The sequence below is a fragment of the Methylophilaceae bacterium genome, assembly GCA_018398995.1.
Lineage (GTDB): Bacteria > Pseudomonadota > Gammaproteobacteria > Burkholderiales > Methylophilaceae.
Genome location: CP073759.1, coordinates 36,817 through 61,629 on the forward strand (window position 1 = coordinate 36,817; position 24,813 = coordinate 61,629).

At 42.6% G+C, this 24,813-nt stretch carries 22 protein-coding genes and 2 tRNA genes; 8 read left to right on the plus strand and 16 right to left on the minus strand.

Going from position 1 to position 24,813, the window contains the following annotated elements; genetic code table 11:
* From ccmD to KFB94_00235, 5 genes are read left to right on the plus strand one after another with little or no spacing between them, the layout of a single operon-like run.
* Positions 1 to 156: a heme exporter protein CcmD gene (ccmD, locus tag KFB94_00215; protein QVL45594.1), complete on the plus strand. Its 156-nt coding sequence runs from the start codon at positions 1 to 3 to the stop codon at positions 154 to 156.
* A complete protein-coding gene (gene ccmE, locus KFB94_00220; GenBank protein QVL45595.1) occupies positions 157 to 621 on the plus strand; it encodes a cytochrome c maturation protein CcmE in 465 nt (154 codons plus the stop codon).
* A complete protein-coding gene (locus tag KFB94_00225) occupies positions 618 to 2,558 on the plus strand; it encodes a heme lyase CcmF/NrfE family subunit (GenBank protein QVL45596.1) in 1,941 nt (646 codons plus the stop codon). The genes ccmE and KFB94_00225 overlap by 4 nt, the downstream gene beginning before the upstream one ends.
* A gap of 17 nt (positions 2,559 to 2,575) precedes the next feature.
* The gene (locus tag KFB94_00230) at positions 2,576 to 3,100 is read left to right on the plus strand and encodes a DsbE family thiol:disulfide interchange protein (GenBank protein QVL45597.1); all 525 of its coding nucleotides are present in this window, start codon (positions 2,576 to 2,578) and stop codon (positions 3,098 to 3,100) included.
* Positions 3,097 to 3,573: a cytochrome c-type biogenesis protein CcmH gene (locus KFB94_00235; protein ID QVL45598.1), complete on the plus strand. Its 477-nt coding sequence runs from the start codon at positions 3,097 to 3,099 to the stop codon at positions 3,571 to 3,573. Before KFB94_00230 ends, KFB94_00235 begins: the two co-directional genes overlap by 4 nt.
* Positions 3,574 to 3,623: 50 nt before the next feature.
* Here the strand turns inward: KFB94_00235 and msrB are convergent, their stop codons facing one another.
* From msrB to smc, 8 genes are all read right to left on the minus strand, one after another.
* Entirely contained in the window at positions 3,624 to 4,061 is a 438-nt protein-coding gene (msrB, locus tag KFB94_00240; protein ID QVL45599.1) for a peptide-methionine (R)-S-oxide reductase MsrB, read from the minus strand.
* Between the two features lie 9 nt (positions 4,062 to 4,070).
* Positions 4,071 to 4,568 (minus strand): DoxX family protein, encoded by a 498-nt coding sequence (locus tag KFB94_00245; protein ID QVL45600.1) that lies wholly within the window; start codon positions 4,566 to 4,568, stop codon positions 4,071 to 4,073.
* Positions 4,569 to 4,606: 38 nt separating this feature from the next.
* On the minus strand, positions 4,607 to 5,209 hold the full coding sequence (locus KFB94_00250) for a sulfoxide reductase heme-binding subunit YedZ (GenBank protein QVL45601.1): 603 nt from the start codon (positions 5,207 to 5,209) through the stop codon (positions 4,607 to 4,609).
* Positions 5,210 to 5,222: 13 nt separating this feature from the next.
* Positions 5,223 to 6,293, minus strand: a complete 1,071-nt coding sequence (gene msrP, locus KFB94_00255; protein ID QVL45602.1) for a protein-methionine-sulfoxide reductase catalytic subunit MsrP — start codon at positions 6,291 to 6,293, stop codon at positions 5,223 to 5,225.
* A 66-nt stretch (positions 6,294 to 6,359) separates the two neighbouring features.
* Positions 6,360 to 7,202 carry a hypothetical protein gene (locus KFB94_00260; protein ID QVL45603.1) on the minus strand — a complete coding sequence of 281 codons (843 nt, stop codon included), beginning with the start codon at positions 7,200 to 7,202 and terminating at the stop codon, positions 6,360 to 6,362.
* Between the two features lie 82 nt (positions 7,203 to 7,284).
* Entirely contained in the window at positions 7,285 to 9,390 is a 2,106-nt protein-coding gene (ligA, locus tag KFB94_00265) for an NAD-dependent DNA ligase LigA (GenBank protein QVL45604.1), read from the minus strand.
* A gap of 2 nt (positions 9,391 to 9,392) precedes the next feature.
* Positions 9,393 to 10,601 carry a hypothetical protein gene (locus KFB94_00270; GenBank protein ID QVL45605.1) on the minus strand — a complete coding sequence of 403 codons (1,209 nt, stop codon included), beginning with the start codon at positions 10,599 to 10,601 and terminating at the stop codon, positions 9,393 to 9,395.
* A gap of 70 nt (positions 10,602 to 10,671) precedes the next feature.
* Positions 10,672 to 14,178, minus strand: coding sequence for a chromosome segregation protein SMC (smc, locus tag KFB94_00275; protein ID QVL45606.1), 3,507 nt, complete (start codon positions 14,176 to 14,178; stop codon positions 10,672 to 10,674).
* 82 nt (positions 14,179 to 14,260) lie between these two features.
* On the opposite strand from smc, the gene queF reads away from it, so the two are divergent.
* From queF to KFB94_00290, 3 genes are all read left to right on the plus strand, one after another.
* Positions 14,261 to 14,707 (plus strand): NADPH-dependent 7-cyano-7-deazaguanine reductase QueF, encoded by a 447-nt coding sequence (gene queF, locus KFB94_00280; protein QVL45607.1) that lies wholly within the window; start codon positions 14,261 to 14,263, stop codon positions 14,705 to 14,707.
* 141 nt (positions 14,708 to 14,848) lie between these two features.
* Positions 14,849 to 14,924 (plus strand) — tRNA-Ala (locus tag KFB94_00285).
* A gap of 103 nt (positions 14,925 to 15,027) precedes the next feature.
* A tRNA-Glu gene (locus KFB94_00290) sits at positions 15,028 to 15,103 on the plus strand.
* A gap of 49 nt (positions 15,104 to 15,152) precedes the next feature.
* Here the strand turns inward: KFB94_00290 and KFB94_00295 are convergent.
* The 8 genes from KFB94_00295 to KFB94_00330 all read right to left on the minus strand — a co-directional run bounded on the left by KFB94_00295 (position 15,153) and on the right by KFB94_00330 (position 24,811).
* Positions 15,153 to 16,346 carry a phospholipase A gene (locus tag KFB94_00295; GenBank protein QVL45608.1) on the minus strand — a complete coding sequence of 398 codons (1,194 nt, stop codon included), beginning with the start codon at positions 16,344 to 16,346 and terminating at the stop codon, positions 15,153 to 15,155.
* 26 nt (positions 16,347 to 16,372) lie between these two features.
* A complete protein-coding gene (gene rlmB, locus KFB94_00300) occupies positions 16,373 to 17,122 on the minus strand; it encodes a 23S rRNA (guanosine(2251)-2'-O)-methyltransferase RlmB (protein QVL45609.1) in 750 nt (249 codons plus the stop codon).
* Between the two features lie 28 nt (positions 17,123 to 17,150).
* Positions 17,151 to 19,520 (minus strand): ribonuclease R, encoded by a 2,370-nt coding sequence (gene rnr / locus KFB94_00305; GenBank protein QVL45610.1) that lies wholly within the window; start codon positions 19,518 to 19,520, stop codon positions 17,151 to 17,153.
* Between the two features lie 110 nt (positions 19,521 to 19,630).
* A complete protein-coding gene (locus KFB94_00310; GenBank protein QVL45611.1) occupies positions 19,631 to 20,176 on the minus strand; it encodes a hypoxanthine-guanine phosphoribosyltransferase in 546 nt (181 codons plus the stop codon).
* Entirely contained in the window at positions 20,173 to 21,042 is an 870-nt protein-coding gene (gene galU, locus KFB94_00315) for a UTP--glucose-1-phosphate uridylyltransferase GalU (protein QVL45612.1), read from the minus strand. Before galU ends, KFB94_00310 begins: the two co-directional genes overlap by 4 nt.
* Before the next feature lie 6 nt (positions 21,043 to 21,048).
* Complete coding sequence (locus KFB94_00320; protein ID QVL46499.1) at positions 21,049 to 22,941, minus strand: polysaccharide biosynthesis protein; 1,893 nt, start codon at positions 22,939 to 22,941, stop codon at positions 21,049 to 21,051.
* A 49-nt stretch (positions 22,942 to 22,990) separates the two neighbouring features.
* On the minus strand, positions 22,991 to 24,199 hold the full coding sequence (locus KFB94_00325) for a DegT/DnrJ/EryC1/StrS family aminotransferase (protein QVL45613.1): 1,209 nt from the start codon (positions 24,197 to 24,199) through the stop codon (positions 22,991 to 22,993).
* A gap of 12 nt (positions 24,200 to 24,211) precedes the next feature.
* The gene (locus KFB94_00330) at positions 24,212 to 24,811 is read right to left on the minus strand and encodes an acetyltransferase (GenBank protein QVL45614.1); all 600 of its coding nucleotides are present in this window, start codon (positions 24,809 to 24,811) and stop codon (positions 24,212 to 24,214) included.
* Between the last annotated feature and the right edge of the window lie 2 nt (positions 24,812 to 24,813).

Consider the following 24,813-nt stretch of genomic DNA (forward strand, 5'->3'; position numbering starts at 1 on the left):
ATGTATTGGAAAAGTGTCGACGACTTTTTGCAAATGGGTGGTTATGCCTTTTATGTTTGGGTCTCTTTTGGTATTAGCTTTGGATGCATGGCAATAGAGTTGTTGCTTTTACGTGCACGTCGATTAAGTAATGAAAAAATAAAGGACTTGTTATAAATGAAATCACGCCACAAACGCATTGCCATTATTTTGGTAGGTATTGCATTACTCGCCATTGCAACCACTTTATTGTTGCAATCTTTTCAAAGTAATTTAGTCTTTTTTTTCTCGCCGACAGAGGTCTCTCAAGGTAAAGCACCTAAGCAAGGTAATTTTCGCATAGGAGGCATGGTAGAAGCCGGGAGCGTTAAACGCCAAGGTACAGAAGTCGCTTTCAAGATTACAGACACGGCTAAAACCATGAGTGTTGTTTATACAGGCATTTTGCCTGATCTATTTAAAGAAGGTAAAGGTGTAGTAGTGCAAGGTAAACAAGGAGAAAATGGCGTTTTTATCGCAGACCAGGTTTTAGCAAAACATGATGAAAACTATATGCCCCCAGAGGCTGCTGACGCATTAGAGAAAGGTAAGTTATATAACCAATCCTTCGAAAATAAAGCGGCAAAAGGAGACATGAAATGATGCCAGATATAGGCCACTATGCATTGATGCTTGCCCTAGTCGTCGCGCTGTTGCAAGGGGTTTTACCGTTAATTGGTTTATCAAATAACAATGAAAAGTTGTTTGCTTTTGCAACACCAATGGCACGCATCCAATCAATACTCGTCATTCTGTCATTTTTGATTCTAGATTATGCTTTTTATGCCAATGACTTTTCTGTTTATTACGTTGCAGCAACATCCAACTCACAATTACCACTGATATATCGATTGGCGGCTATATGGGGAGGCCATGAAGGTTCGATGCTATTCTGGGTATCAATTTTAGCGGTATGGACATTAGCCGTTACCTTTTTTGCAAAAGCACTACCATTGCGCTTCAGAAGCAGTCTATTGGCAGTGATGGGCCTCATTTCTGTTGGCTTCATTATGTTTATTTTATTCACGTCAAACCCTTTCGAGCGCATTTTCCCAGTGCCATATGATGGGCGTGATTTAAATCCATTACTACAAGACCCAGGCATGGTCTTTCACCCTCCTCTGCTTTATATGGGCTATGTTGGCTTTTCTGTTGCATTTGCGTTTGCCATAGCCGCGTTATTAGATGGTCGATTGGATGTCACTTGGGCGCGCTGGACACGTCCTTGGACAACCGCTGCCTGGGTATTTTTAACCTTAGGTATCGCGTTAGGTAGCCGCTGGGCTTATTACGAACTTGGCTGGGGTGGCTGGTGGTTCTGGGATGCGGTTGAAAATGCCTCTTTTATGCCTTGGCTCATTGGTACTGCCTTGATTCACTCACTGGCAGTCACTGAAAAACGTAACGCATTTAAAGCATGGACAGTCTTATTATCAATTTGTGCATTCTCATTGAGTTTGCTGGGTACATTCTTGGTGCGTTCAGGCGTGCTCACATCCGTGCATGCATTTGCTACTGATCCAAGTCGCGGGTTATTTATTCTCCTATTCTTGGTGGTTGTCATTGGTGGTGCACTCGCATTATTTGCCTTACGTGCTCCAACAGTTGGCTTAGGTGAAAAGTTTGATTTAGTCTCACGTGAATCGCTATTGTTATCTAACAATGTGGTGCTTTTTACTGCTACGGCTTCGGTATTGCTCGGCACTTTATATCCATTACTCATTGATGCCATGAATATGGGTAAAATTTCTGTAGGGCCTCCATATTTTGATACTGTTTTTGTAGCGATTATGGTGCCTGGCATTTTCTTAATGGGCATTGGCCCCATTGCTAACTGGAAAAAGGCCTCAATACCAGATTTAGCAAGCAAACTAAAATGGGCATTGGCTATTAGTGTTATAAGTGCGCTATTAGTACCAAGTATGATGGGCCGATTAAGTCCGATGATTTTTGTTGGATTATTAATGGCTTTTTGGGTAATGAGTTCTGTATTCGTCTCTATAAGAACGCGCTTAAATACAATGACAACTGGCTCACTAACAGAAAAATTTAAAACCTTTGGTCCTGCTTTTAATGGCATGTTGCTTGCGCATTTTGGCCTTGCTATTTTTATTATTGGCGTCACCATGGTAAAAGGCTATGAGCGCGAGCATGATATTACGATGCAACGTGGTGAAACCAAAATCATCAATGGTTATGATTTTAGATTCGAAGGCATCAAACCGATAAGAGGCCCTAACTACGTTGCTAAACAAGGACAGTTTTATGTCACCAAAGATGGTAAACCAGTTGCAATACTAACCCCTGAAAAGCGTTTATATCCCGTACAAAGCGCTGTCATGACTGAGGCCTCTATTTCAATTAACCCAGTTAGAGATATCTATATTTCTTTAGGCGAAGAGCTAGAAGAAGGTGGTTGGAGCGTTCGTATTTATTTCAAACCATTTGTTCAGTGGATTTGGTTAGGTTGCGTATTAATGGGCATTGGGGGCATACTAACCATGACAGACAAGCGTTACAGACGTAAAAGTAGTGTTTAACGCAAAGGACTGAATGCATGAAACTCAAATTTTTACTGCCTCTGGTTTTATTTTTTGTAATGGTCGGCTTTCTAGCAAAAGGCTTGTTTTTAGATCCTAGAAAAGTCCCTTCTCCACTTATCGGTAAGCCAGCACCAGCCTTTGTGGCACCTGTATTAGGTAGCGCTGGTAAAGTGTTTTCAAGTGCCGATATGAAAGGTAAGGTTTGGTTACTTAATACTTGGGCATCTTGGTGTGCTGCCTGTCGAGATGAACATCCACTTTTAGTAGAAATGCTGGCACACGACATACCCCTTTACGGGCTAGCCTATAAAGATACTGACGAAGCTTCATTACAAATGCTTGAACAGTTAGGCAATCCTTATATCTTATCAGCGACCGATGCAGATGGTAGGATTGGGATTGACTATGGCGTTTATGGCGTGCCAGAAACCTATGTCATTGATAAAGAAGGTATTATCCGCTACAAACAAATTGGACCAATTACGCCAGACTCATTACGTAACATCATTCTGCCTTTATTGAAAGACCTGCAAGTATGATAGCGCTCCGCCCTGTTTTTCTTATTATCACGCTTTTTTTAAGCGCATTAAGCTTTCACACGAATAGCATTGCGCTTGACCAGGTCAGCGAGTCTGCTGTTGTAGAGGCCCGATTAAAAAAATTATCGGTTGAGCTTCGCTGCTTAGTATGTCAAAACAGTACATTAGCTGATTCGGATGCCCCGCTTGCGCAAGACTTACGTAATGAAATACGTAAGCTAATTGAAAGCGGTCAGACGGATGAAGAAGTTGTCGCGTATTTAGTTGCTCGCTACGGCGATTTTGTCACCTTCCGTCCGCCTGTTAATGCAAGTACTGCATTACTTTGGTTTGGCCCTTTTGTGATGCTGATCTTAGGGTTAATTGTGCTGGTGGTTGTACTCAACAAGCGTGCCGCACTGTTATCAGAAACAATATCGCCTGAAGAAGAAACAAAAGAAACATCAGAAGAAAACCCAAATAATACCAACTAGCCTGAGTAGCATTTATGTAAACTGAAGCCCTTCATGGCAATTGCTTAAGATTAAGCAACCTGATCGATGTAATCAATATAACCTGCGGCTTCCATTTGTGCTTTTGGAATAAAGCGCAGGCTTGCAGAATTAATACAGTAACGCAATCCTCCCATACTCGCTGGACCATCTGTAAACACATGACCTAGGTGGCTATCACCATATCTAGAACGGACTTCGGTACGTCTCATGCCATGTGTGTCATCATACACTTCTATGATATTTTCATTATTGATAGGCTTGGCAAAAGCTGGCCAACCACAGCCTGAATTGAATTTTGCGGTCGATGCAAACAAAGGCTCACCAGAAACAATGTCAACATAAATGCCTGATTCAAAGTGTTTATCATATTCGCCTGAAAATGGACGCTCAGTAGCATTTTTTTGCGTGACTCTATATTGCTCTGCAGATAAGCGCGCAATTGCTTCTTGTGTTTTTTGATATTTCATCTATCTCTGTTATTTCCTACGAAAAAGTAAATAATCTAAACTAAGTTTGCCTGCACCGCCAAACAATAATGGTAACAACATGATTAAATACAGCAATGGCAATTTATAGTTTCCAAACCCCTTGTTTGTGATTGCGTAGCCTTTCCAAAGTTCAGCTATTGTGTTCCAACTTTCTGGCCAATGAACCGCAGCAATCGCGACAACGGTTAACACAATCAACGATACTGTGAAAAAGCGCGTTGCCAAACCAAGCGCCAATGCAAAAGCGCCTACAATTTCGAACAATGTCGATAAATGCCAACTGAATTCTGACGGTAGTAAGTTAAAAGGAAATGGAAACGTGAGGTTTGCAAACCAGTTTTCACCATGTAGCTTTTCAAACCCAGCTTCGCCAAATTCCCAAGCCAAAATAAGCCTTAAAAATAGTGGTGGCAACCATGCATTAAACTGTTCCAACAGACCAACTATAGAACGATAAACCCGTTGTAATTTACTAATGACTGCCATACTTTCCCCCCTAATATTCAAATAAGTCTGATGTTGGTTTACACAGTTGATTTGTTTTTTGTTTTGTAGCTAAAGTAAATCCTAATACCAAACAACAACAGTAATATTGCCGCATAATAAAAAGGTTCCGTTAAGTCTTTTTTGACCAATAAAAGAAAATGCACAACAGCCAATAAAGCAATAAGATAGACTGTTTTGTGTAACGTTTTCCAATTGGATTTTAGCTTTTTCATCATGTAATTATTGGATGTCAACACTAAAGGAATGGTCAACACAAAAGCGGCAAAGCCAACCAAAATGCGTGGGTGTCCAACAACATCTTTCATGATTTCATCCAACATAAAGTTAAAATCCAGCCATACATACGTGATGACATGTAACGTCGCATAGAAAAACATCCATAATCCAAGCAACCTTCGGATTTGTATCTGCCAAACCTGCCTTGTTAATAATCGTATTGGTGTCATCGAAAGGCTGGTGAGCAAGAACACAAGCGCCCAAATGCCGGTAGAATGCTCAACAAATTCAACAGGGTTTGCACCTAAATCATTTGTGAATCCCAGCCATAATAAACGAGCCAATGGTATTAAAACCAACAAACAAATTGTACATTTAACTGCATTAACTCGACTTTTGCGCATCATGTTCAAACAATTAAAAGTTTTTTCTTAAGTCCATCCCCGCATATAGCTGACTCACTTCTGACGCATACCCGTTGAACATTTTTGTCTTAACGCGGCCACCAAATAAACCGCCACTAATTGGCCGTTCTGTTGATTGCGACCAGCGAGGGTGTGAGACATTTGGGTTAACATTGGCATAAAAACCATACTCTCTAGGACCTGCTTTCATCCAAGTGCTTCGTGGCATTTTTTCAACAAAACGAATTTTGACGATGGATTTACCCCCTTTGAAACCATATTTCCAAGGGACCACTAATCGTGCTGGTGCGCCATTTTGATTTGGTAGCAACTCGCCATATAAGCCAACAGCAATCAATGTCAAGGGATGCATCGCTTCATCCATACGCAAACCTTCAGTATATGGCCAATCTAAAATCGGGGCATTAACCCCTGGCATCGTTTCTCTATCGTTGGCTGTGACAAACTCTACATACTTGGCATTGCCTGTTGGCTCTGCCCATTTAATTAAACTGGCTAATGGCAAGCCGATCCAAGGAATCACCATAGACCAGCCCTCAACGCAGCGCATGCGATAGATACGCTCTTCTAAGGTAGTTAGCTTCATTACATCTTCTAGATGAATGGTTCTTGGCGTCTTGACTTCACCTTCAATACTAATCGACCAAGGGTGTGGTTGAAACGTCCTCGCTTGCAATGCTGGATCTGCTTTATCGGTGCCAAACTCGTAATAATTATTATAAGTGGTAATATTTTTGTAGGTATCAATGGTTAAATCTTGACCATAAGCCGTTTTTTTAAACCCTTTGATGGCTTGCCGAGGATTATAAATTTCGCCTTTTTTGAGCGTTACAATTGGCTGCTTAGGCGTATTCGCAGCAACGACTAGCCTTGCATTGTCTGCTGTCACGCCGGTAATATTAGCCGCTTTGGCTTTTAGACTCATCAAAGCAGCGCCCGCTATCAAACCAGAGCTCGCTGCCATTTTTATAAAGTGACGTCGGTTATCGAATACCGTTTTAGAAGTAATGTCAGAAGATTGAATACCACTCGGATTCTGTTTTGATTGATTAATAATAATCATGTGCTACCTTGATAATAGGTTTCAGATACCACTTAGTCGCGATAAATAAGAAAACCTTACAAAAAGTTAAATATTGAGTCTTTTCTTTGTCGCTTCAACTTCAGCTATCAACTCTTTATCACCTATTTTTTTCGCCAATTGAGTCACTTCAATTAATAACGTTCTCGCACCCTCTTTATCACCATTAGCAAATAGTGCTTCAGCAAGATGATAATTGGCTTTAGCTTCATAATATGCACCACCATTTTGCTTAGCAAATTGTGCTAACTTTTGATAGCTTCTTTCTGCATGAGCATATTCTTTCGCATCAAAAAAATATCGCCCAAGCATCAATGTTGAATCTGCATAGGCAGTTAAAGTGCCTGCCTGTTTTTGCATGACTGTCGCCTTAAGCTGAAACTCAATCGCTTTATCATGATGACCTAAAGCGTTATAGGTTTTAGCTAAATGTTCAAAGCTTTCTGCTCGTTCATTATCATTATTAGCCAAACTTACACTGACCAAAAAACTATCTAATGCGGCATTCAAATCCTTTTTTTCAAAATAGATATTACCAATATAATGATGATTAAGACGCGAATACGTTTGATTACCCGTTTCACCGCAAATAGCTAGACTCTTTCTAAAGCTCTCAATAGCCTCTGCTTGCTGATCATTTGACTCATGTAACTTACCAATTAATATATAGGAAATAATTTTAGAAAAAGCGTCTCCAGCAGAAGCAGTAGCTAATTCCATTGCCACTAACGCATTGGCATAATCACCTTGCAGATCCAGCGCTCTTCCCTTGCAAAGTAGCGCCTCATAATCTGTATTATTTTCATTGAGTATTTGATCAGCATGCATCAAAGCTGTCTTGGCATCTCGTTGATTAACTGCCTCATTACACGCCTTTACTGCTGTTCTCATTTCTGCAGAATATGCATTAAAACTGATTAAAAACAGAGGGATAATTATACATTTTAAAGTGTTTTGTAATTTCATTTCTATCCTAAAATAATTGCTTTTGCTGGCCATTTATAGCGCTATCATTTTCAGACTCTTGATTAAGCGCATTAGTTGCATCACGCATCAAGTCACCCGAACCTGATAGCAGCGCAGTCAATCCAGACTCATCGAGGATAGCAACCCCCAAATTAGCGGCTTTTTCTAATTTACTACCAGCTTCCGCACCGGCAACTACAAAGTCTGTTTTTTTAGATACGCTACCACTCACCTTGCCGCCAGCAGCCTCTATTAACGCTTTTGCATCATCACGCGACATGGTGGGCAATGTGCCTGTTAATACCAATGTTTTACCTTGTAGCACACCCTCAACTTGCCGTTGCCCCTCATGCTCTTCCCAACTCACGCCCATCTTGATCATTGCTTGAATGGCCTCTGTATTATGGGGCTCAGCAAAAAACTGTAATAACGATTCAGCCACAATCGGACCAACATCATTCACAGCCAACAAATCTTCTACCTCTGCGCCCAATAGCGCATCCAAGCGACCGAAGTGATTCGCCAAGTCTTTTGCAGTGGCCTCACCAACATTACGCACGCCTAGCGCGTAAATAAAGCGTGCTAGTGTTGTCTTTTTACTTTTATTAATAGCATCGATTACATTTTGTGCGGACTTTTGCGCCATGCGCTCTAAACCAGCTAATTGACTTATCGTTAGTTTATAAATATCACTCACTGAATTTAATAGATTGGCGTCTACTAGCTGGCTCACCAACTTGTCGCCTAAGCCTTCAATATCCATTGCACGTCTTGATGCAAAGTGGGTAATGGCTTGTTTACGTTGTGCTGGACAATATAAGCCACCCGTACAGCGAGCAACAGCTTCATCTTCTGGGCGATGAATGTGAGCGTCACATTCAGGACAGCGTGTTGGCATTGTAAACAGTCTTGCATGGGCAGGACGGCTTTCTTTCACAACAGAAACCACCTCAGGAATCACATCCCCAGCGCGACGCACAACCACTGTGTCACCAATACGAATATCCTTGCGCAGCATTTCATCTTCATTGTGTAACGTAGCATTGGTGACCGTTACACCGCCAACAAATACTGGCTTTAGTCTTGCCACAGGCGTAATCGCACCCGTCCGTCCTACTTGTACAGTAATATCTTCCACAACAGTTGTCGCCTCTTCTGCTGGAAACTTATGGGCAATCGCCCAGCGTGGTGCACGTGAAACAAACCCCAATTCATTTTGCTGGGCAAATGCATTCACTTTGTAAACCACGCCGTCAATATCAAAAGGCAAATTGGCACGTTGAGTACCAATATCGGCATAATAGGTGATTAATCCATCATAACCAGCAACTGTTGTACGTAAATCAGACACAGGGAAGCCAAGTCGAGTAAGGTAATCCATGGCTTCTGCATGAGATGTTAATGCAGGAATCCCTTTCGCCTCGCCAAGTCCATACGCAAAAAAGTTTAATGGCCTTGTAGCAGTAATTGCCGCGTCTAGCTGGCGTAAACTGCCAGCGGCGGCATTACGCGGATTGGCAAATAATTTGGCTCCCAAGTTTGCTTGGGCCGCATTTAATTGCTCAAACGCTTGTTTAAACATCAAAATTTCGCCTCTTACTTCTAATAATGCTGGCGGCTGCTGCATGGTCAGGCGTTTTGGGATACTGTGAATAGTACGCAAATTATGCGTCACATTTTCACCAGTATAGCCATCGCCTCGCGTTGCACCTTGTACAAAATGCCCATGTTCGTAAGTTAAGGTAATGGCCAAACCATCAAATTTAGGTTCCACCGCATAATCAACAGAAGCCAGACCCAAGCTATCACGCACCCGTTTATCAAACGCAAGTAACTCATCCGCTGAAAATACATTATTCAGTGACAACATCGCTTGACGATGTTGAACACTGCTAAATGCTGCGGCTGCAACACCGCTTACCCGTTGTGTTGGTGAATCGGGAGAGACAAGCTCAGGGAATTGTGCTTCTAATACGAGAAGTTGTTTGTAAAGACCATCGTACTCACTATCTGATACAGAGGGCGCATCAAGCACATAATATTCATGGTCGTATTGTGCAATTTTAGCAATTAAATCTGCTCGTTGCGCCTGCGCCACTTCAATCGTTAACATATTTAACTAAATAATCGCTGGCTAATACTTCCACCAGGCGCAATTTCACGTTCAACCATTGCAGAATGAATGACTTTAAGTTGTTGTCTAATTTTTTCTATTTGGGCAGTGCCTAAGGGGCGTTGATTATCATCGACTAAGGTTGCACCAACGCTACCAGCCATCTGCTGAGCAACCAAAATAACACGATTAAAAGTCTGCTCACAATTCTCTAGCTTAGGCACCTCTATTTGAAAAGTGGCGCCTCTGACAATGTTCAACCTTAAGCTCTCTGCTGTGAAGGGTTGATCATCGGCATTAATCAATGTGTAGAGCACTTTATGTTTGTTTTTTTCGTCATAACAATAAAATTTACCATCTACCAATTGCATATCGTTGGCTTCTGCCAAGCCTTTAAATTTGGTGCCATGAATTGGTGTTTTACCTTGCATCAAATGCACACTCACTAGCTGATCAACTTTCATACAAAAAGCGTCTAATTCAATCGCCTGCTCAACAGGCGCTTGTTCGCCTTGCCATTCAACATAAGCGTCAAAGGCAACGCCAATAGATTCCATTGCAAATTGAAACTTGTTAATCACAGATTGACTAATAGGGCCGCGTCTATCAGCAAGTTGCAAGCTACACACAATCTTTCTAAACTGATCAAGCTGACCAACCGCATCATCAATACGGTGCCAATTATTGGCTTCATCCGCGCCATACAGCATTGTTAAGGCGCCAAGATCTTGTAATATCTCTTGTTGCATGGCGAGCAATTGTTGTGCGTTCATTGGTTTTACAGCAGTGAGTAAAGCCACTAAATCAACTGCCAAATGCACTTGTTTTGGCAATATAATCAGATCGTTAGCTTTTATAGGCGGGTCTACAATTGGAACCTCTTCAATCAACGCAGATGCTTCTGGCTTCGTTGTTGCATCAAGCGCTTCTTGCGCTTCGATACCCTCTGCATTCTCATCGGTTGCTGGCACTTCCAATGCCATAACCTCACTATCCGCGGCATCTGTGTCGGTTATGGTGGATGACTGCTCAATTACCGTTTGCACCGCATCCTGTTCGTTGGATGTATCAACAAGCACATCTTTTTGAGGCACAATAAAATCATTACTTATTTTGTTATGCAGATTTTTTTCTTGTCGCCAGTTATACACAATAACGGCTAGCACAATGATGATTCCTAGAAAAATGAGGGCAACTTGTAGGTCTGACATAGGTTTATTTTACTTCGAATTTATTTAAAAGGTTAAGTTAAATGATCGTCTTATCTAGATTACTTTATTGCTACACGAGCTGCATTTGCAGGGCTGCATCGATATCAACATCCACAATTCGTGACACCCCTGACTCTTGCATCGTCACGCCAATTAATTGCTGGGCAATTTCCATTGTAATCTTGTTGTGACTCACAAACAAAAACTGCGTTCTTTCCGACATTTTTTTTACCATTGCACAAAATCGCTCAGTATTACTGTCATCCAATGGCGCATCCACCTCATCCATCAAGCAAAATGGCGCTGGATTCAATCGAAATAAAGCAAACACCAAGGCCAATGCGGTTAATGCTTTTTCACCACCTGATAACAATTGAATCGTTGTATTCTTCTTACCCGGAGGCTGGGCAAATACCTGTAAGCCCGTGTCCAAAATTTCTTCGCCAAGCAATTCCAATTTTGCCTGCCCACCACCGAATAATGTAGAAAACAACTCGCCAAAGTGTTGATTAGCCTCATTAAATGTCGTTAGCAATTTATCACGCGTTTCTTTATCAATTTTATTAATCGCCGCCTCTAAGGTTTCACTCGCCTCAATCAAGTCTTGCATTTGACTATCTAGATAGGCTTTTCTCTCCGACTCACTATCTAGCTCTTGTATGGCAGCCAAATTAACAGGGCCTAAGCGCTCAATATCGCGTTGCAGCTGACTGGTTTTTTCAGCAAAATCACTGGCTTTCGCTTGCGCATCCAATCCTTGCAATAGTATCTTTTCATCCATGCCGTTTTCCTGCAAGCCTGCTTGACACTGTTCAAAATACAATCTCGCTTCCTGTTCACGCAAACGTCCCTGCTCAAGCGTATCTCGCATTGGATTCAACTGCTGTTCATGCTGCATACGCACACGCTCTCGCTCTTTTAAATCAGCCTCTTGCGCCTCCAAATGGTTTCTTGCTTCAGATAACGCTAGTTCTTGCCGCTGCTTAACGGTTATCGCTTGCGTTAAATTGGCCTTGAGCGTTTCCATTGGTGTCAGATTCAAAGTTTGTTCAACTTCAGCTTTACGCAAAGCAAATGCCTTTTCTTCTTCATTAATAACATTAATTTTATTATTTAAATCATTGATATTATTATTAATAATTTTTGAATCAAAGCTAAGTTGTTGATGTTTCTTTTCAGCCTCTGCTGTCGCATCACGCAATGCATTAAACGCTTGTTCTGCTTGTTGCCTGCTGTTTTCATCAGCCACTTTTATGGCCTCAAGCTGCTGAACAGCGGTTTTCATTTCTGCTAATGCAACTTGCTTTAACTGTACATTGTTTAATTGTTGTTCATGCCGTATCTGCGCTGTTTCTATATCAGCTTTTAGGCTTTTTTCACGCGCAATGGTTGACTCGCGCAATTGCTCTAATTTAGAGATTACTAATTGATGTTGGTGCAGGGTTTGCATTGCCAGTTTAAGTTGACTGCCTTCCTGTTGTTGCAATTGCCTGTTTGCGGCCAAATCTGCTTCAGCCTCTGTTAGCTGCGCAATGATCTGTGTTACTGCACTTTGCATATTAGGCAATGATGTTCTCAAATCAGCCAGTCGCTGTTGACGCGCTATCACACCATGTAAGTGATTATTCTTACCATGATAAACAACCCCACCAAGACTAAAAACATCGCCTTGTTTGTTCACCAGCTTTTCACCTGGTGCCAACATAGCACTTGATTCAACCCCATCAACATCATCAGGCAGTAAATAAATATTGGCCAACCAATCATTAATGAGCGTTTGAAACTCAGGCGAGCAGTCTTTCACCATACTAATGAGTGGCGTATAGCTGGTATTTGATTTGACTGATTGTGACAAGCGTCCTGAAAAACCAACAACCAAAGCACTTGGCGGTCTGCTTGACGTTTTATGATTAACAGGCGCTTGAGTCAATAATGCATTTAAGCGCTCACCCAACACTGCTTCCAATGCTAACGTCCAGCTATCGTCAATGCTCACCTTTTCCCATAAGCGTGCATTATTTTGTAGCCCTTGGCTGCTTAGCCAGCTAGCCAAACCCGTTTCTGCATTCAAAGACTGCTGAATTTTCTCTAAAGAATGCAGTTCCGCCTCTGCTTGACCAAATACACGCTGCGCTTGTTGTTGCTGCTCACGTAATTGAGCAATATTGACTTGCGTTGCACTTTCATTGCTACGTAACTGTTGAATATGATGTTCAATATTCGTAATCATTTCTTGCGCTTCTGCCAGTGTCTGTCTTGCCGTTTCTATCGCTTGCGCATCAGGCATCTCTAATTGTTGAAGTGCCATCTCAAATCGCTCAATTTGCGCTTTAATATCTGCAATCGTTTGATTTAAATGCTCAATGTTATTGCCATCGATTTGAATGCGTTGTTGCGCTGTCAGCAAAGCTTGCGTACTAGCCTGCATTTTATCCACCGCGGCTCGATAATCCGCTTCTACTTGAGGCAGCTGAAGTCTTAAGCCTTCCAATACAGCCAATGCCGCCTGTTCACTGTCATTTGCACTAGCTAAGCCTGCTTTAAATTGCATTAACTGCGCATTTGATTCTAACTTGGCCTTTGCATGACGAGCTATTGATTCATCTAACTGTTGCAACTGCAACGTCATTCGGTCGCGCGCCTCTGCATGTTGTTTCACTTGATTTTCCAAGTTAGCCACTTCTGCATTGGCTTCATAATAAGCAGCTTGCGCTTTATTAATCGCCTCACCTGCTTGATAAAACGCTTGACGACTATTTTCTAAACCGGTTTCACTTTTACGTAATTCTGCGGTTTGCGCCTCCAACTGAATCACTAACTTTTCAACGTTGGCTTTGGCTTTCTCCCATTCATTGCTCGCATCACGTCTTTTTAATAGCCAATATTGCCCCTCAGCCAATGTGAGTGATGCTTGCATCGCGTGGTATTTCTGCGTTACCACAGCTTGTGATTGCAACCGACTAATTTGCTTTTGCAACTCTCGGCAAATATCCTCTACCCGCGTTAAGTTTTCACGCGTGTCACGTAAGCGCAACTCAGTTTCACGTCGTCTATCTTTATATTTACTAATCCCAGCCGCTTCTTCTAAAAATATACGCAGCTCTTCAGGTTTTGCCTCCACAATACGTGAAATTGTGTTTTGCCCAATAATGGCATAAGCACGTCCACCTAAACCAGTACCTAAGAACAAATCTGCTACATCACGTCGCCTCACAGCCGTGTTATTGATATAGTAACTTGAGCCTTTCTGACGCTCGATAACACGCTTAACAGAAATTTCAGCATATTGACTCCACTCACCGCTGGCGCCACCAAGACTGTTATCAAATATCAGCTCTACACTGGCACGAGAAATAGGCTTACGATTAGAAGAACCATTAAAAATGACGGCATCCATTGCATCAGCACGCATTTCTTTGGCAGATGACTCACCCAACACCCAGCGCACCGATTCCATCACGTTAGATTTGCCACAGCCATTAGGCCCAACAACACCCACACGCTGCCCATGCAAATGGACAGTTGTCGGATCGACAAACGATTTAAAACCAGCAAGTTTTAGGTGAGTTAAACGCAAATTGAATAGTCACTATAGATTTTAATTTTAAGCGCTATAATAACGTTTTTTACATTCAAAATCTCCATTTAATACACAATTTATGAATACACAATCACTAGGCGGCAAACCAACAGCGCAACCAACCAAGGTATTAGAAACCTTTCCAAATCCTAACCAATCTCGCGATTTTCATATTCATATGGAAATCCCTGAATTCACTTGCTTATGTCCAAAAACAGGTCAACCAGATTTTGCTGTGATCTATCTAGACTATATTCCGGATCAACTTTGCGTAGAGCTCAAAAGCTTAAAACTTTACATGTGGTCATTCCGCGATGAAGGCTGCTTTCACGAAGCCGTGACCAACAGCATTTTGGATGACCTTGTGGCTGCAACACAACCCAAGTTTATGCGCATTACGTCCAAATTTTATGTCCGTGGCGGTGTTTTCACTAATGTCGTAGCAGAGCATCGAAAAGCAGGCTGGGAGCCACAGCCAAGAGTCGACTTAATGCAGTTTGAAAGTAATGCGAATATTCGTGGCTAATCAGTACGGCTAATCAGATAGCGCTTGAAAAGATTATTAGAAAAACATTGACAAGCGCCGCGCCCGTCATTAATATTGCGCCTTCTTTGAATTGACATCAATTCAAATGATGCCAAGTCAAAAAGTTAGGTCATGGTAATCGGGGGTATAGCTCAGCTGGGAGAGCACTTGGATGGCATTCAAGGGGTCAGCGGTTCGATCCCGCTTACCTCCACCATCAAATCAACTTTTTAACAAAAAACTTGGCAAAATCACTTAGAAATTTAAGTTGATTGTAGTAAAATACGCTGCGTTGTAAAGCAGTAGCAACACATTCTTAGGTCCCCATCGTCTAGAGGCCTAGGACACCTCCCTTTCACGGAGGCGACAGGGGTTCGACTCCCCTTGGGGACGCCAAATTTAAAAATGGCTTACATTCGTTTGTAAGCCATTTTTGTTTTTTAGCTTATCTTGCTAAAGAAATACCAATTCTTAACTGGGTGTCACTTCGTTTATTGTAATCAAGTAAGGTTTCACCATAACCACCCAGCAATTGCAGATGCAAAAACGTCCCTGTTCGACCAAATATTTTATCGCTAATTGGATAAGATAAATCAATTTGTCCTTGCGCATAGCCGTCTGTTCCTTGGCGATACATCGCGGTGAATAAGGCGGCATTGTCACGACCGTATTGGGCTATCCAATCAACATAACCGCGATATTGATAGATATCATCGTTATCCGATTTTTCAAGATAGGCATAAAATCTAGGCATCAGCGTCAATTTTCTACCGTACTCTGTATTGATATCCCAGCGCGGTTGTACAAATGCAATATTTAATGAGCGTGAATCTAGGCCATCACGCCCGTTAGATTCATGCTCCAAACCAAAATTCCAACTGTTAGGATTAGCGCCCTTGCCACTTTCATCCCAATGGTAATAGATACTTGGACGATAGCTGGTATCTTTAAATGGGCTAGACTCGCTACCTAAATCCCAAATACTGGTTTGGGTATAGGCAAAATATAAATTGCTGGCATATGGAATAATTTGAGCCACGGTTGCATCTGGATCAAATGGCCGATATTTAAAGCTGATTTGGAATCTTGCGTCGTAATCTCTTTGCTGATTAGAACCGACAATAAAATATAGCGGCTCATTGGCACTAATGGTTCTCACTTCTTTTGGTGAAGGAATTAACATGGTGCTGGGCTGGGTTTCTACTTGATTCAGTGTTTGCTGTATCGACTCAGCTTGCGGAGCGGGCAAGGTAGATGTCAGCGCTTGATGCGACGCGATATCTATTGTATTCGCCGTCATTAACAATCGGTTAGATGGTTGATTGGTTAGTTTGGCTAACACATCGCCATTAAAAGCAGAGGAGACGACACCGCTATAACGGCGTCTTATTTGATTACTTTGCCCACCTAGTAATGTGAGTTCAACAATCTCACTGCTGTCTTGGGTAAACATAGTCAGACTTAATTTATCTGGCCAGCCTGCCTCTGCGCTGGGTTTAACAACCTCTAATAAAAGCACTTCATTGGGTTTGAGTAACTCATTTTGCGTCGCAATCAACCAGCCTTCTGCTGCGTTCACTGGCGCTATAAGCTGCAAAAAGATCAACGCCACCCATAGTCGCACCCATAATCGACTCATTAGCTTACCTAAATACCATCAAAAAATTAAAGCGCATGGCGCTGTCGACGCACTTCATAAAGACAAATACCACTAGCAACACTCACATTTAAACTTTCTACTGTACCAAACATTGGAATAGTGACCAATGCATCGCAGTTTTCTGCCGTTAAACGACGAATACCATCACCTTCTGCACCCAAAACCAAAGCAATTGGGCCACTCAATTTCGTATTCAACAAGGTACTTTCAGAATCCATCGTGGTGCCAATAATAAACACCCCCGCCTCCTTTAGCTCACGAATCGTGCGCGCCAAGTTGGTTACTGCAATAAAGGGGATGGTTTCGGCAGCGCCGCTAGCCACCTTACGTACTGTCGCATTTAAACCAACGGCGCGATCTTTAGGCGCAATAACAGCATGCACGCCCATCGCATCTGCCACACGTAAACAAGCACCTAAATTATGCGGATCTTCCACGCCATCTAAAATCAAAAAGAAAGGCGGCTCGCTCAGATTAGACTCTAAAATATCGTGTATATCTTTGTATGGAATGGGGGTATCAACAACGCGCGCAATCACACCTTGATGTCGGCCGTTACGCCCCGCCATGCCATCTAATCGACTTCTATCAACTTGCATCACTCTAATCTTAGAAGCATCGGCCAATTTGAGTAAATCTTTCATGCGCGGATCAACGCGGTCTTGATCAATCAAGATTTCTTGAATGCTAGTGGCATGCTGGCGCATGCGGCTTTGTACGGCATGAAAGCCAAATAATATACGTGCTTCGCTCATGATTTATTTTTACGCTATCTTTTAAAAGTTATCTTTTCTGTTTACGGCTGCTTTTTCGATTACTACTTGTTGATTTTTTGGTTTTTTTTGAAGGCGCTTTATTGCTTGGTGTGCGTGGTGCTCTCGTCGGTTTTGCTGACGGTTTAACTGTTTGTTTGACTTGGCCGGATCGAGCTGGCTTCCCAACCGCTCTAGTGCCCCCACTAGCAAGCGTTAAACTGCCTGATTTTTTAACTAAACTAAAGTCAATTTTAGTCGTTTCCAAATCAACCCGCGCCACTTTAATGGTCACTCTATCGCCCAAGCGATACTTCTCATTGGTGCGCTCACCAACCATAGCATGATGGGCTTTATCATAATGAAAATAATCATTGCCTAACTCAGTCACATGTAACAAACCTTCTACATAAGCATCATCTAGCGCAACAAAAACGCCAAACGACGTAACCCCAGAAACTGTACCGTCAAATATCTCGCCTACTTTATCTTGCATGTAATAACATTTCAGCCAATTTGTCACATCGCGGCTTGCGTCATCGGCACGCCGCTCTGTCATCGAGCAATGAATGCCTAATGCTTCCCAGTCCTTCGCTTTATAGGTTTCGCCTTTAATTGCAGCTTTAATGGCTCTATGCACCAATAAATCTGGATAACGACGAATTGGCGAGGTGAAATGGGTATATGCCTCATAGGCTAAGCCAAAATGGCCTTGATTATCTGGGCTATAAACCGCTTGTTGCATCGATCTTAACAAAACAGTTTGCAACAATTGCTCATCTGGCCGCCCTTTAATCTGTTCCATCAATTTGGCATAATCTTTGGCATGAGGCTTATCGCCGCCGCCAACGCCAAAACCAAATTCAGCCATAAAGGTTCTCAGCAGCTCCAATTTCTCTTCTGTTGGGCCTTGATGCACACGATAAATAGCCGTATGTTTTTTGCTTTCTAAGAAATGCGCCGCACACACATTAGCCGCCAGCATGCACTCTTCAATAATTTTATGCGCTTCATTACGTGAGGTTGGCACGATGCGATCAATCTTACCGTCATCATTAAACATCATCATGGTCTCAACGGTTTCGAACTCAATCGCACCCCGTTTTTGACGCTGAACCAACATCGCTTTAAATAGCGCATACAAATTCTGCACATGTGGCATCACGTGTGCATATTGCTTTGCCGTTTCACCTTGTGGATTTTCTAGCATCTCAGCCACTTTAGTGTAGGTCATCCGCGCTTTTGATAACATCACTGACGGATAGAATGCATATTTCCCAACAACGCCATTCGCATCTACTTGCATATCACACACCATACACAAGCGCTCTACATCAGGGTTTAATGAGCATAAACCGTTCGACAATGCTTCTGGCAACATCGGAATCACACGTCTAGGGAAATAGATTGAGTTACCCCGATCAATCGCATCTTTATCCAGCGCATCATCTGGTCTTACGTAATAACTCACATCCGCAATAGCCACCACCAAACGCCAACCAGCCCCTTGTGGCTCAGCAAAAACAGCATCATCAAAATCACGCGCAGTCTCGCCATCAATAGTAATCAATGGTAATTCACGTAAATCAATGCGATCTTGATAGTCGCTTGGCTGAACAGTTTTAGGAATGGCCTCTGCTTGCGCAAGCGCTTTAGCAGAAAACTCATGCGGCAATTTATGCTTACGTAAAGCAATTTCTATTTCCATGCCGCTATCTGCATAATTACCCAAAATCTGCACAATTTTACCCATCGGGTGTGCATGTTTAGATGGTTGCTCTGTCATCTCTACGATAACAATTTGACCTACTTTTGCACCCATATCAAGGTGATAGGGAATTAAAATATCCTGATTAATACGTTTATCTTCAGCAGCAACAATTGTCACACCTTGACCTTGCATCACGCGACCAACCAATGTCTCGTTAGTCCGCTCCAGCACTTCCACGATTTTACCCTCTGGCCGCCCTCTTCTATCTAACCCACTAACGCGCACCATGGCGCGATCGCCATGCATCACTTGCTGCATTTCCTTATTGGATAAGAAAATATCTTCAGGATGTTGCTTTTTATCGTCAGGCACCAAAAAGCCAAACCCATCAGGATGCCCCTGCACCACACCCGCAATGGCCTCTATTTTTTCAGGCAAGCAAAGCAAACCTTTACGATTAAGCATCACCTGCCCTTCACGCTCCATCGCGTTTAAACGGCGACTAAAAATTCCTTGCTCTTCTTCTGCAATTTCCAATAAATCGTACAGGACGTCTAATGCAACTGGCACACCTTGTTCAGTGAGCACTTGCAAAATAAGCTCGCGGCTAGGTAAAGGGGCTTCGTATTGCGCGGCCTCACGCTGCGCATGGGGGTCTTGATGACGGAGAGAAGGTTTCTTCTTTGACATGTAGGCTTTTCATTAATTAATAGATAGACAGCTAACGATTAGATAACTGAATAGTATGTGTCATTATAACGAGTTGAATTACGCATGACTAAATTCTTTATCTCAATGGGTTATGGTTGTTTTAACGCATAAATCGCTGGCAAATTGCGCCACCAACCATGGATATCCATCCCGCAGCCAAAAATATAACGATTGGGTACTTTAATACCCACATAGTCAGCAGTCAGCGGCTTGGCTTTATCCAAATCTTTTTCCACCAATACCGCTACTTTAACTTGCTTAGCTCCAAGCGCATAACAAGTGTCGACAATCGCTTTTAAGGTGTGACCTTCATCCAAAATATCATCCAAAATAAGAACATTGGCGCCCTTGATGGTATTTTTGGGTCGCGCAACCCAATTGACTTCTTTGCCCTCAACCCCATTTTGATAACGTGTTGCGTGTACATAATCCAGTATTAATGGAAAAGTTAACTGCGGCGTTAATTGTCCTACAAAAAAAACAGCGCCATTCATGACGCTCAGCACCATTGGATATTCGCCTTGGTAATCGATATTTAATCTTGCGGCTATGCTAGCAATGGCATTTAAAACCACCTGCTCACTATAAAGCACCTCAGCATCTTGTTTAATTTGATGCGGATCTAACGTAGTCATAAAGATAAGCTTTTCAAATAGGTTGCAAACTCTTCTTTTAATTCTGGATGTTTGAGCGCCAATTCAACGTTAGCTTGCATAAAACCCAGCTTGCTACCGCAATCATACCGTTTGCCAGCAAATCGATACGCAAACACCGCTTCAAGCTTCATTAAGTCAGCAATACCATCCGTTAATTGAATCTCACCGCCTTTACCAGGCTTTACTTGCGCTAGGCAATCAAAAATACGCGGTGTAAAGATATAGCGACCAACCACCGCCAAATTAGATGGCGCATCTTCTGGTTGGGGCTTTTCAACAATGCTATTCACTTTTAAGAGTCCCGCTTCGATTGGCTCTGCATCAACAATACCATAACTAGCCGTCGCACTTGGGTGCACGTCTTCAACGCCTAAAACAGAGCCACCTTTTGCCGCATAAACATCTGCCATTTGTTTGGTTACCGACACATCAGCATCAATCAAATCATCTGCCAAAATCACAGAAAACGGCGAATCGCCCACCACAGGTTTGGCGCAAAGCACCGCATGTCCTAAGCCCAAGGCTTTTGGTTGACGAATAAAGATACAAGAAACATGCGATGGCAAAATATCATGCAACATTGCCAATATCTTCTTTTTACCACTGGCTTCTAATTGCGCTTCTAGCTCGCCAGCCACATCAAAATGATCCTCAATTGATCGTTTATTTTTACCGGTAATAAAAATGAGTTCTGTCGCGCCAGCGGCAATCGCTTCTTCTGCCGCGTATTGAATCAATGGCTTATCGACAATCGGCAGCATCTCCTTTGGGCTTGCCTTGGTTGCTGGCAAAAATCGGGTACCTAGGCCTGCAACTGGAAAAACTGCTTTTGTAATGTGTGTCATGGTCACCTAGTGTATTGTTGTCGTTTCAGGCACAAAACCAGCATGGCTTTTGCTCGATAAATCCATTCTATATTCTTCAACCCATGTTTTCAAACCTGCTTTAATCCGCTGTTCATCTTCATCATGAATAGATTCTATCCATTTCAATAGCTTCTTCACCCACACCATATCAGCCGATCGAGCCAACGCAATGCGCAACTTATCATGTGGTGTTGGTTGTGTATGCTCATCATCCGCCAACAACTCTTCATACAGCTTTTCACCCGGTCTTAAGCCAGTATACACAATCTCAATCTCATCTTCTGCCAAGCCAGATAAGCGAATCATATCTTTCGCAAGGTTCACAATTTTGACAGACTCACCCATATCTAATACAAAAATTTCGCCACCCGTTCCCATCATGCCCGCTTGCATCACCAGCTGCGCTGCTTCAGGAATCGACATAAAATAACGGGTAATTTCTGGGTGAGTAATAGTTACAGGGCCACCTTTGGCAATTTGCTCCCTAAATTTGGGAATCACGCTACCACTACTACCCAAGACATTACCAAATCGGACTGTCACAAATTGGGTACCTGCTTTATCTTGCAAACCTTGGCAAACCATCTCAGCCAAGCGTTTGCTCGCCCCCATCACATTGGTTGGATTGACTGCTTTATCGGTAGACACCAACACAAACTTACTCACCTCAGCGTCTTTACAAGCCTTAGCAACGGTATATGTGCCCAACACGTTATTAGTCAGCGCTTCTGCCACATTCACATTCTCCATCAAAGGCACGTGTTTATAAGCCGCAGCATGATAAACAACACTCGGTTGATAAGTAGCTAATAATGATTTAATTCGTTTTTCGTTTCTCACATTGGCAGTGACATAACGAATCTGGGTATTATTAACCAATCGCAATTGGCTAAACTCTTGCTCAATTTGATACAAAGAAAACTCAGAAGTATCCACGCAAATCAACTGACTGGGATGGTATTTCAGAATTTGTCGGCAAAGCTCAGAGCCAATCGAACCGCCAGCACCAGTCACCAACACAGCGTTATGCTCAATCAAATCGTGCAAGCCCACACTGTCTAATTGCACGGGCTCTCTACCCAGCAAATCTTCAACTTCTACTTGGCGAATCTGAGAAATGCTCACTTTTCCACTCATTAAATCATCAAATGCAGGCACCGTTAGCACGGTCATCCCACATGCATTGGCAATATCAACCGCCGCGCGTCTTTTTGAATGATCAACAGAAGGCATCGCCACAATCACATGTTCTACTTGATACTTCTGCGCAAGCGCAGGCAAATCGTGCACAAGCCCCAAAACACGCGCCCGCTCTATCTGTCGCCCTAAAATGGTCTTATCATCATCCAACAACCCCACCACTTGCCATGCCTCGCTACGCGCCAAATCCTTTACCAATGATATTGCCGCCTCACCTGCCCCCAATACAATCACAGGCTTGCCTTTAGTCACTATTGCGCCGTAAAGATGGTGCTCCTTCCAAGCGCGATACACAAACCGACTAGCGCCCATAGCAAGCAATAACAAAATCGGATCAAGCAACAAAACAGAACGTGGAATCACCCCAACAGGCTTAAGCATCAAATAAATAAAGGCAACCAACAAACCACCAAGCCCAACCGCTTTAATAATCCGCTTCAGGTCAGGAATACTAGCAAAACGCCAAACCCCTTGATAAAGTCCACATACATAAAAAAGGACAGCCTGCAAAGGCAACACCCAAGCAAGATTCAGCCACATATCCTCTAAAAACGCTACTGGAATATCAAAATTGAATCGTAACCAATAAGCAACGATCCATGATAGCGCAGCAACAACAATATCGTGTAGCAAAGCAAATAAAGCGCGGGGGCTTTTAAAAATTGTCCAATAAGGCATCATTATTCTTTATGAAGGTAGAAAAAACATACATCTATTCTACCTAATTTTAGGTATTAATCGGTTGATTGGCCTCTAACGCACGAAACACTTTATTGATTCTTTGTGTCATTGCGGCAAGCTGCTCGCTGCTGATTGTGTGATGCACCAAAAAGCAAAACGCATAATCAGCAAAAATAGCAGCATTCGGTAACCTGTGCGCTAGCATTAAATCATCAAATAGTCTTTCACGGTATATCTCAGCACAAGAGCCTGAAAAACATGGTACACCAGACAAAATAAGTTTTTCAATTATATAATCTCTAAGCGCGCTACCAGTTAATCCATGCTTAACTGCGCCCAGTTTAACTTTTGAATACAATCGATAGTAAGCATTTTGATTGCCATTGTCTGCCAACAAAACAGGCGTTTCAATAAAGTCAAACGCATTCAAAGTCTCTATGATATGGTTCGCATGCTTGTTTCTTTCTGCAATCCATTGTGGCAATTTAGCCAACTGTTTTAAGCCAATCGCCGCTTGAAACTCAGTCATTCTAAAGTTAGATCCCGCCGTTTCAACCAACCACCTAAAGCCAGCATGGTGCTCTTTGTGATAGACCGCATCATAATCACGTCCAATATCCTTATATGCCCAAGCTTTTTTATATTGTGCCTCATCGTCAAGTAACAACATGCCACCTTCTCCGCCAGTAGAGATAATTTTATCTTGGCAAAAACTGAATATCGCTGCATGCCCCCAAGCACCAACTGGTTGATTTGCCACAAATGCACCATGCGCCTGCGCACAATCTTCAATCACTTTAATACCATGTAAGTTGGCTAAATTCATGATGCCTTGCATATCGCAAGGCCAGCCGCCAATATGTACAGGAATTACCGCTTTGGTTTTACCAGAAATCAACGGTTTAATTGTTTCAACGCAAATATTGCCACTGGTGCTATCAACATCAGCAAATACAGGTATTGCCCCCACTAGCTTTACACAACTCGCTGAAGCGACATAACTTCGGCTAGCCACAATTACTTCATCACCCTCACCGATACCAAGCGCACGCAAAGCAAGCTCTAATGCAACCGTACCGTTACTTAGTGCAATGCCAAATTGCTTACCTACATGGGCTGCATAGGCTTGCTCAAATTGCTTACCTAGCTCGCCTGTCCAATAATTAACTTTGCCTGAATTAAGTGTTTGCATGGCCGCATCTATTTCATCTGTTTCATAATACGGCCAGGGTGAGATATTGGGATGATTTAACAAGAGAATGTAACCTTATTTATTCACTATTTTTGCTGGACTACCAACAACAACTGTACCAGCGCCCACATTTTTTGTCACAACAGAACCAGCCCCAATGACAGCATAATCGCCAATTGTAACACCTGGTAGAATCACAGCCCCAGCGCCAACCAACACCCCTTTACCAACTTGAGATGCACCACCCAAGCTAGACTGTGGCGCAATATGCGAAAAATCACCCACGACACAGTCATGATCAACAACGGCGGAGTGATTAATAATACAATGATTACCTACTTGTGCATCTGGCGCCACAACCGCTTGTGCGGCAACTAATGAACCTAACCCTATTTCAGCAGTTTGTGCAATCGAAGCACTAGGATGCAGCACACTAAAAAAGGCAATTGTTGCTAATTTATCGGCAATAGCCTCTCTTACTTTGTTATTACCAATAGCCAAATGAAAAGACAACTGTTCATTTAAATCCACACTAGGTAATGCATGAACATGCAAACCCATCCAGCTAGTAAAAACACCATCATCTACAAAACCATCACAAACAGCACCAGCCTTCTGCATTGCATCGAGCACAACTTTACCATGACCGCCGGCACCATAAATATAATGTTTCATCG

Coding starts and splice junctions, on each gene's coding strand:
- ccmD (QVL45594.1), top strand. CDS start 1: ATGTATTGGAAAAGTGTCGACGACTTTTTGCAAATGGGTGGTTATGCC.
- ccmE (QVL45595.1), top strand. CDS start 157: ATGAAATCACGCCACAAACGCATTGCCATTATTTTGGTAGGTATTGCA.
- KFB94_00225 (QVL45596.1), top strand. CDS start 618: ATGATGCCAGATATAGGCCACTATGCATTGATGCTTGCCCTAGTCGTC.
- KFB94_00230 (QVL45597.1), top strand. CDS start 2,576: ATGAAACTCAAATTTTTACTGCCTCTGGTTTTATTTTTTGTAATGGTC.
- KFB94_00235 (QVL45598.1), top strand. CDS start 3,097: ATGATAGCGCTCCGCCCTGTTTTTCTTATTATCACGCTTTTTTTAAGC.
- msrB (QVL45599.1), bottom strand. CDS start 4,061: ATGAAATATCAAAAAACACAAGAAGCAATTGCGCGCTTATCTGCAGAG.
- KFB94_00245 (QVL45600.1), bottom strand. CDS start 4,568: ATGGCAGTCATTAGTAAATTACAACGGGTTTATCGTTCTATAGTTGGT.
- KFB94_00250 (QVL45601.1), bottom strand. CDS start 5,209: ATGCGCAAAAGTCGAGTTAATGCAGTTAAATGTACAATTTGTTTGTTG.
- msrP (QVL45602.1), bottom strand. CDS start 6,293: ATGATTATTATTAATCAATCAAAACAGAATCCGAGTGGTATTCAATCT.
- KFB94_00260 (QVL45603.1), bottom strand. CDS start 7,202: ATGAGAACAGCAGTAAAGGCGTGTAATGAGGCAGTTAATCAACGAGAT.
- ligA (QVL45604.1), bottom strand. CDS start 9,390: ATGTTAACGATTGAAGTGGCGCAGGCGCAACGAGCAGATTTAATTGCT.
- KFB94_00270 (QVL45605.1), bottom strand. CDS start 10,601: ATGTCAGACCTACAAGTTGCCCTCATTTTTCTAGGAATCATCATTGTG.
- queF (QVL45607.1), top strand. CDS start 14,261: ATGAATACACAATCACTAGGCGGCAAACCAACAGCGCAACCAACCAAG.
- KFB94_00295 (QVL45608.1), bottom strand. CDS start 16,346: ATGAGTCGATTATGGGTGCGACTATGGGTGGCGTTGATCTTTTTGCAG.
- rlmB (QVL45609.1), bottom strand. CDS start 17,122: ATGAGCGAAGCACGTATATTATTTGGCTTTCATGCCGTACAAAGCCGC.
- rnr (QVL45610.1), bottom strand. CDS start 19,520: ATGTCAAAGAAGAAACCTTCTCTCCGTCATCAAGACCCCCATGCGCAG.
- KFB94_00310 (QVL45611.1), bottom strand. CDS start 20,176: ATGACTACGTTAGATCCGCATCAAATTAAACAAGATGCTGAGGTGCTT.
- galU (QVL45612.1), bottom strand. CDS start 21,042: ATGACACACATTACAAAAGCAGTTTTTCCAGTTGCAGGCCTAGGTACC.
- KFB94_00320 (QVL46499.1), bottom strand. CDS start 22,941: ATGCCTTATTGGACAATTTTTAAAAGCCCCCGCGCTTTATTTGCTTTG.
- KFB94_00330 (QVL45614.1), bottom strand. CDS start 24,811: ATGAAACATTATATTTATGGTGCCGGCGGTCATGGTAAAGTTGTGCTC.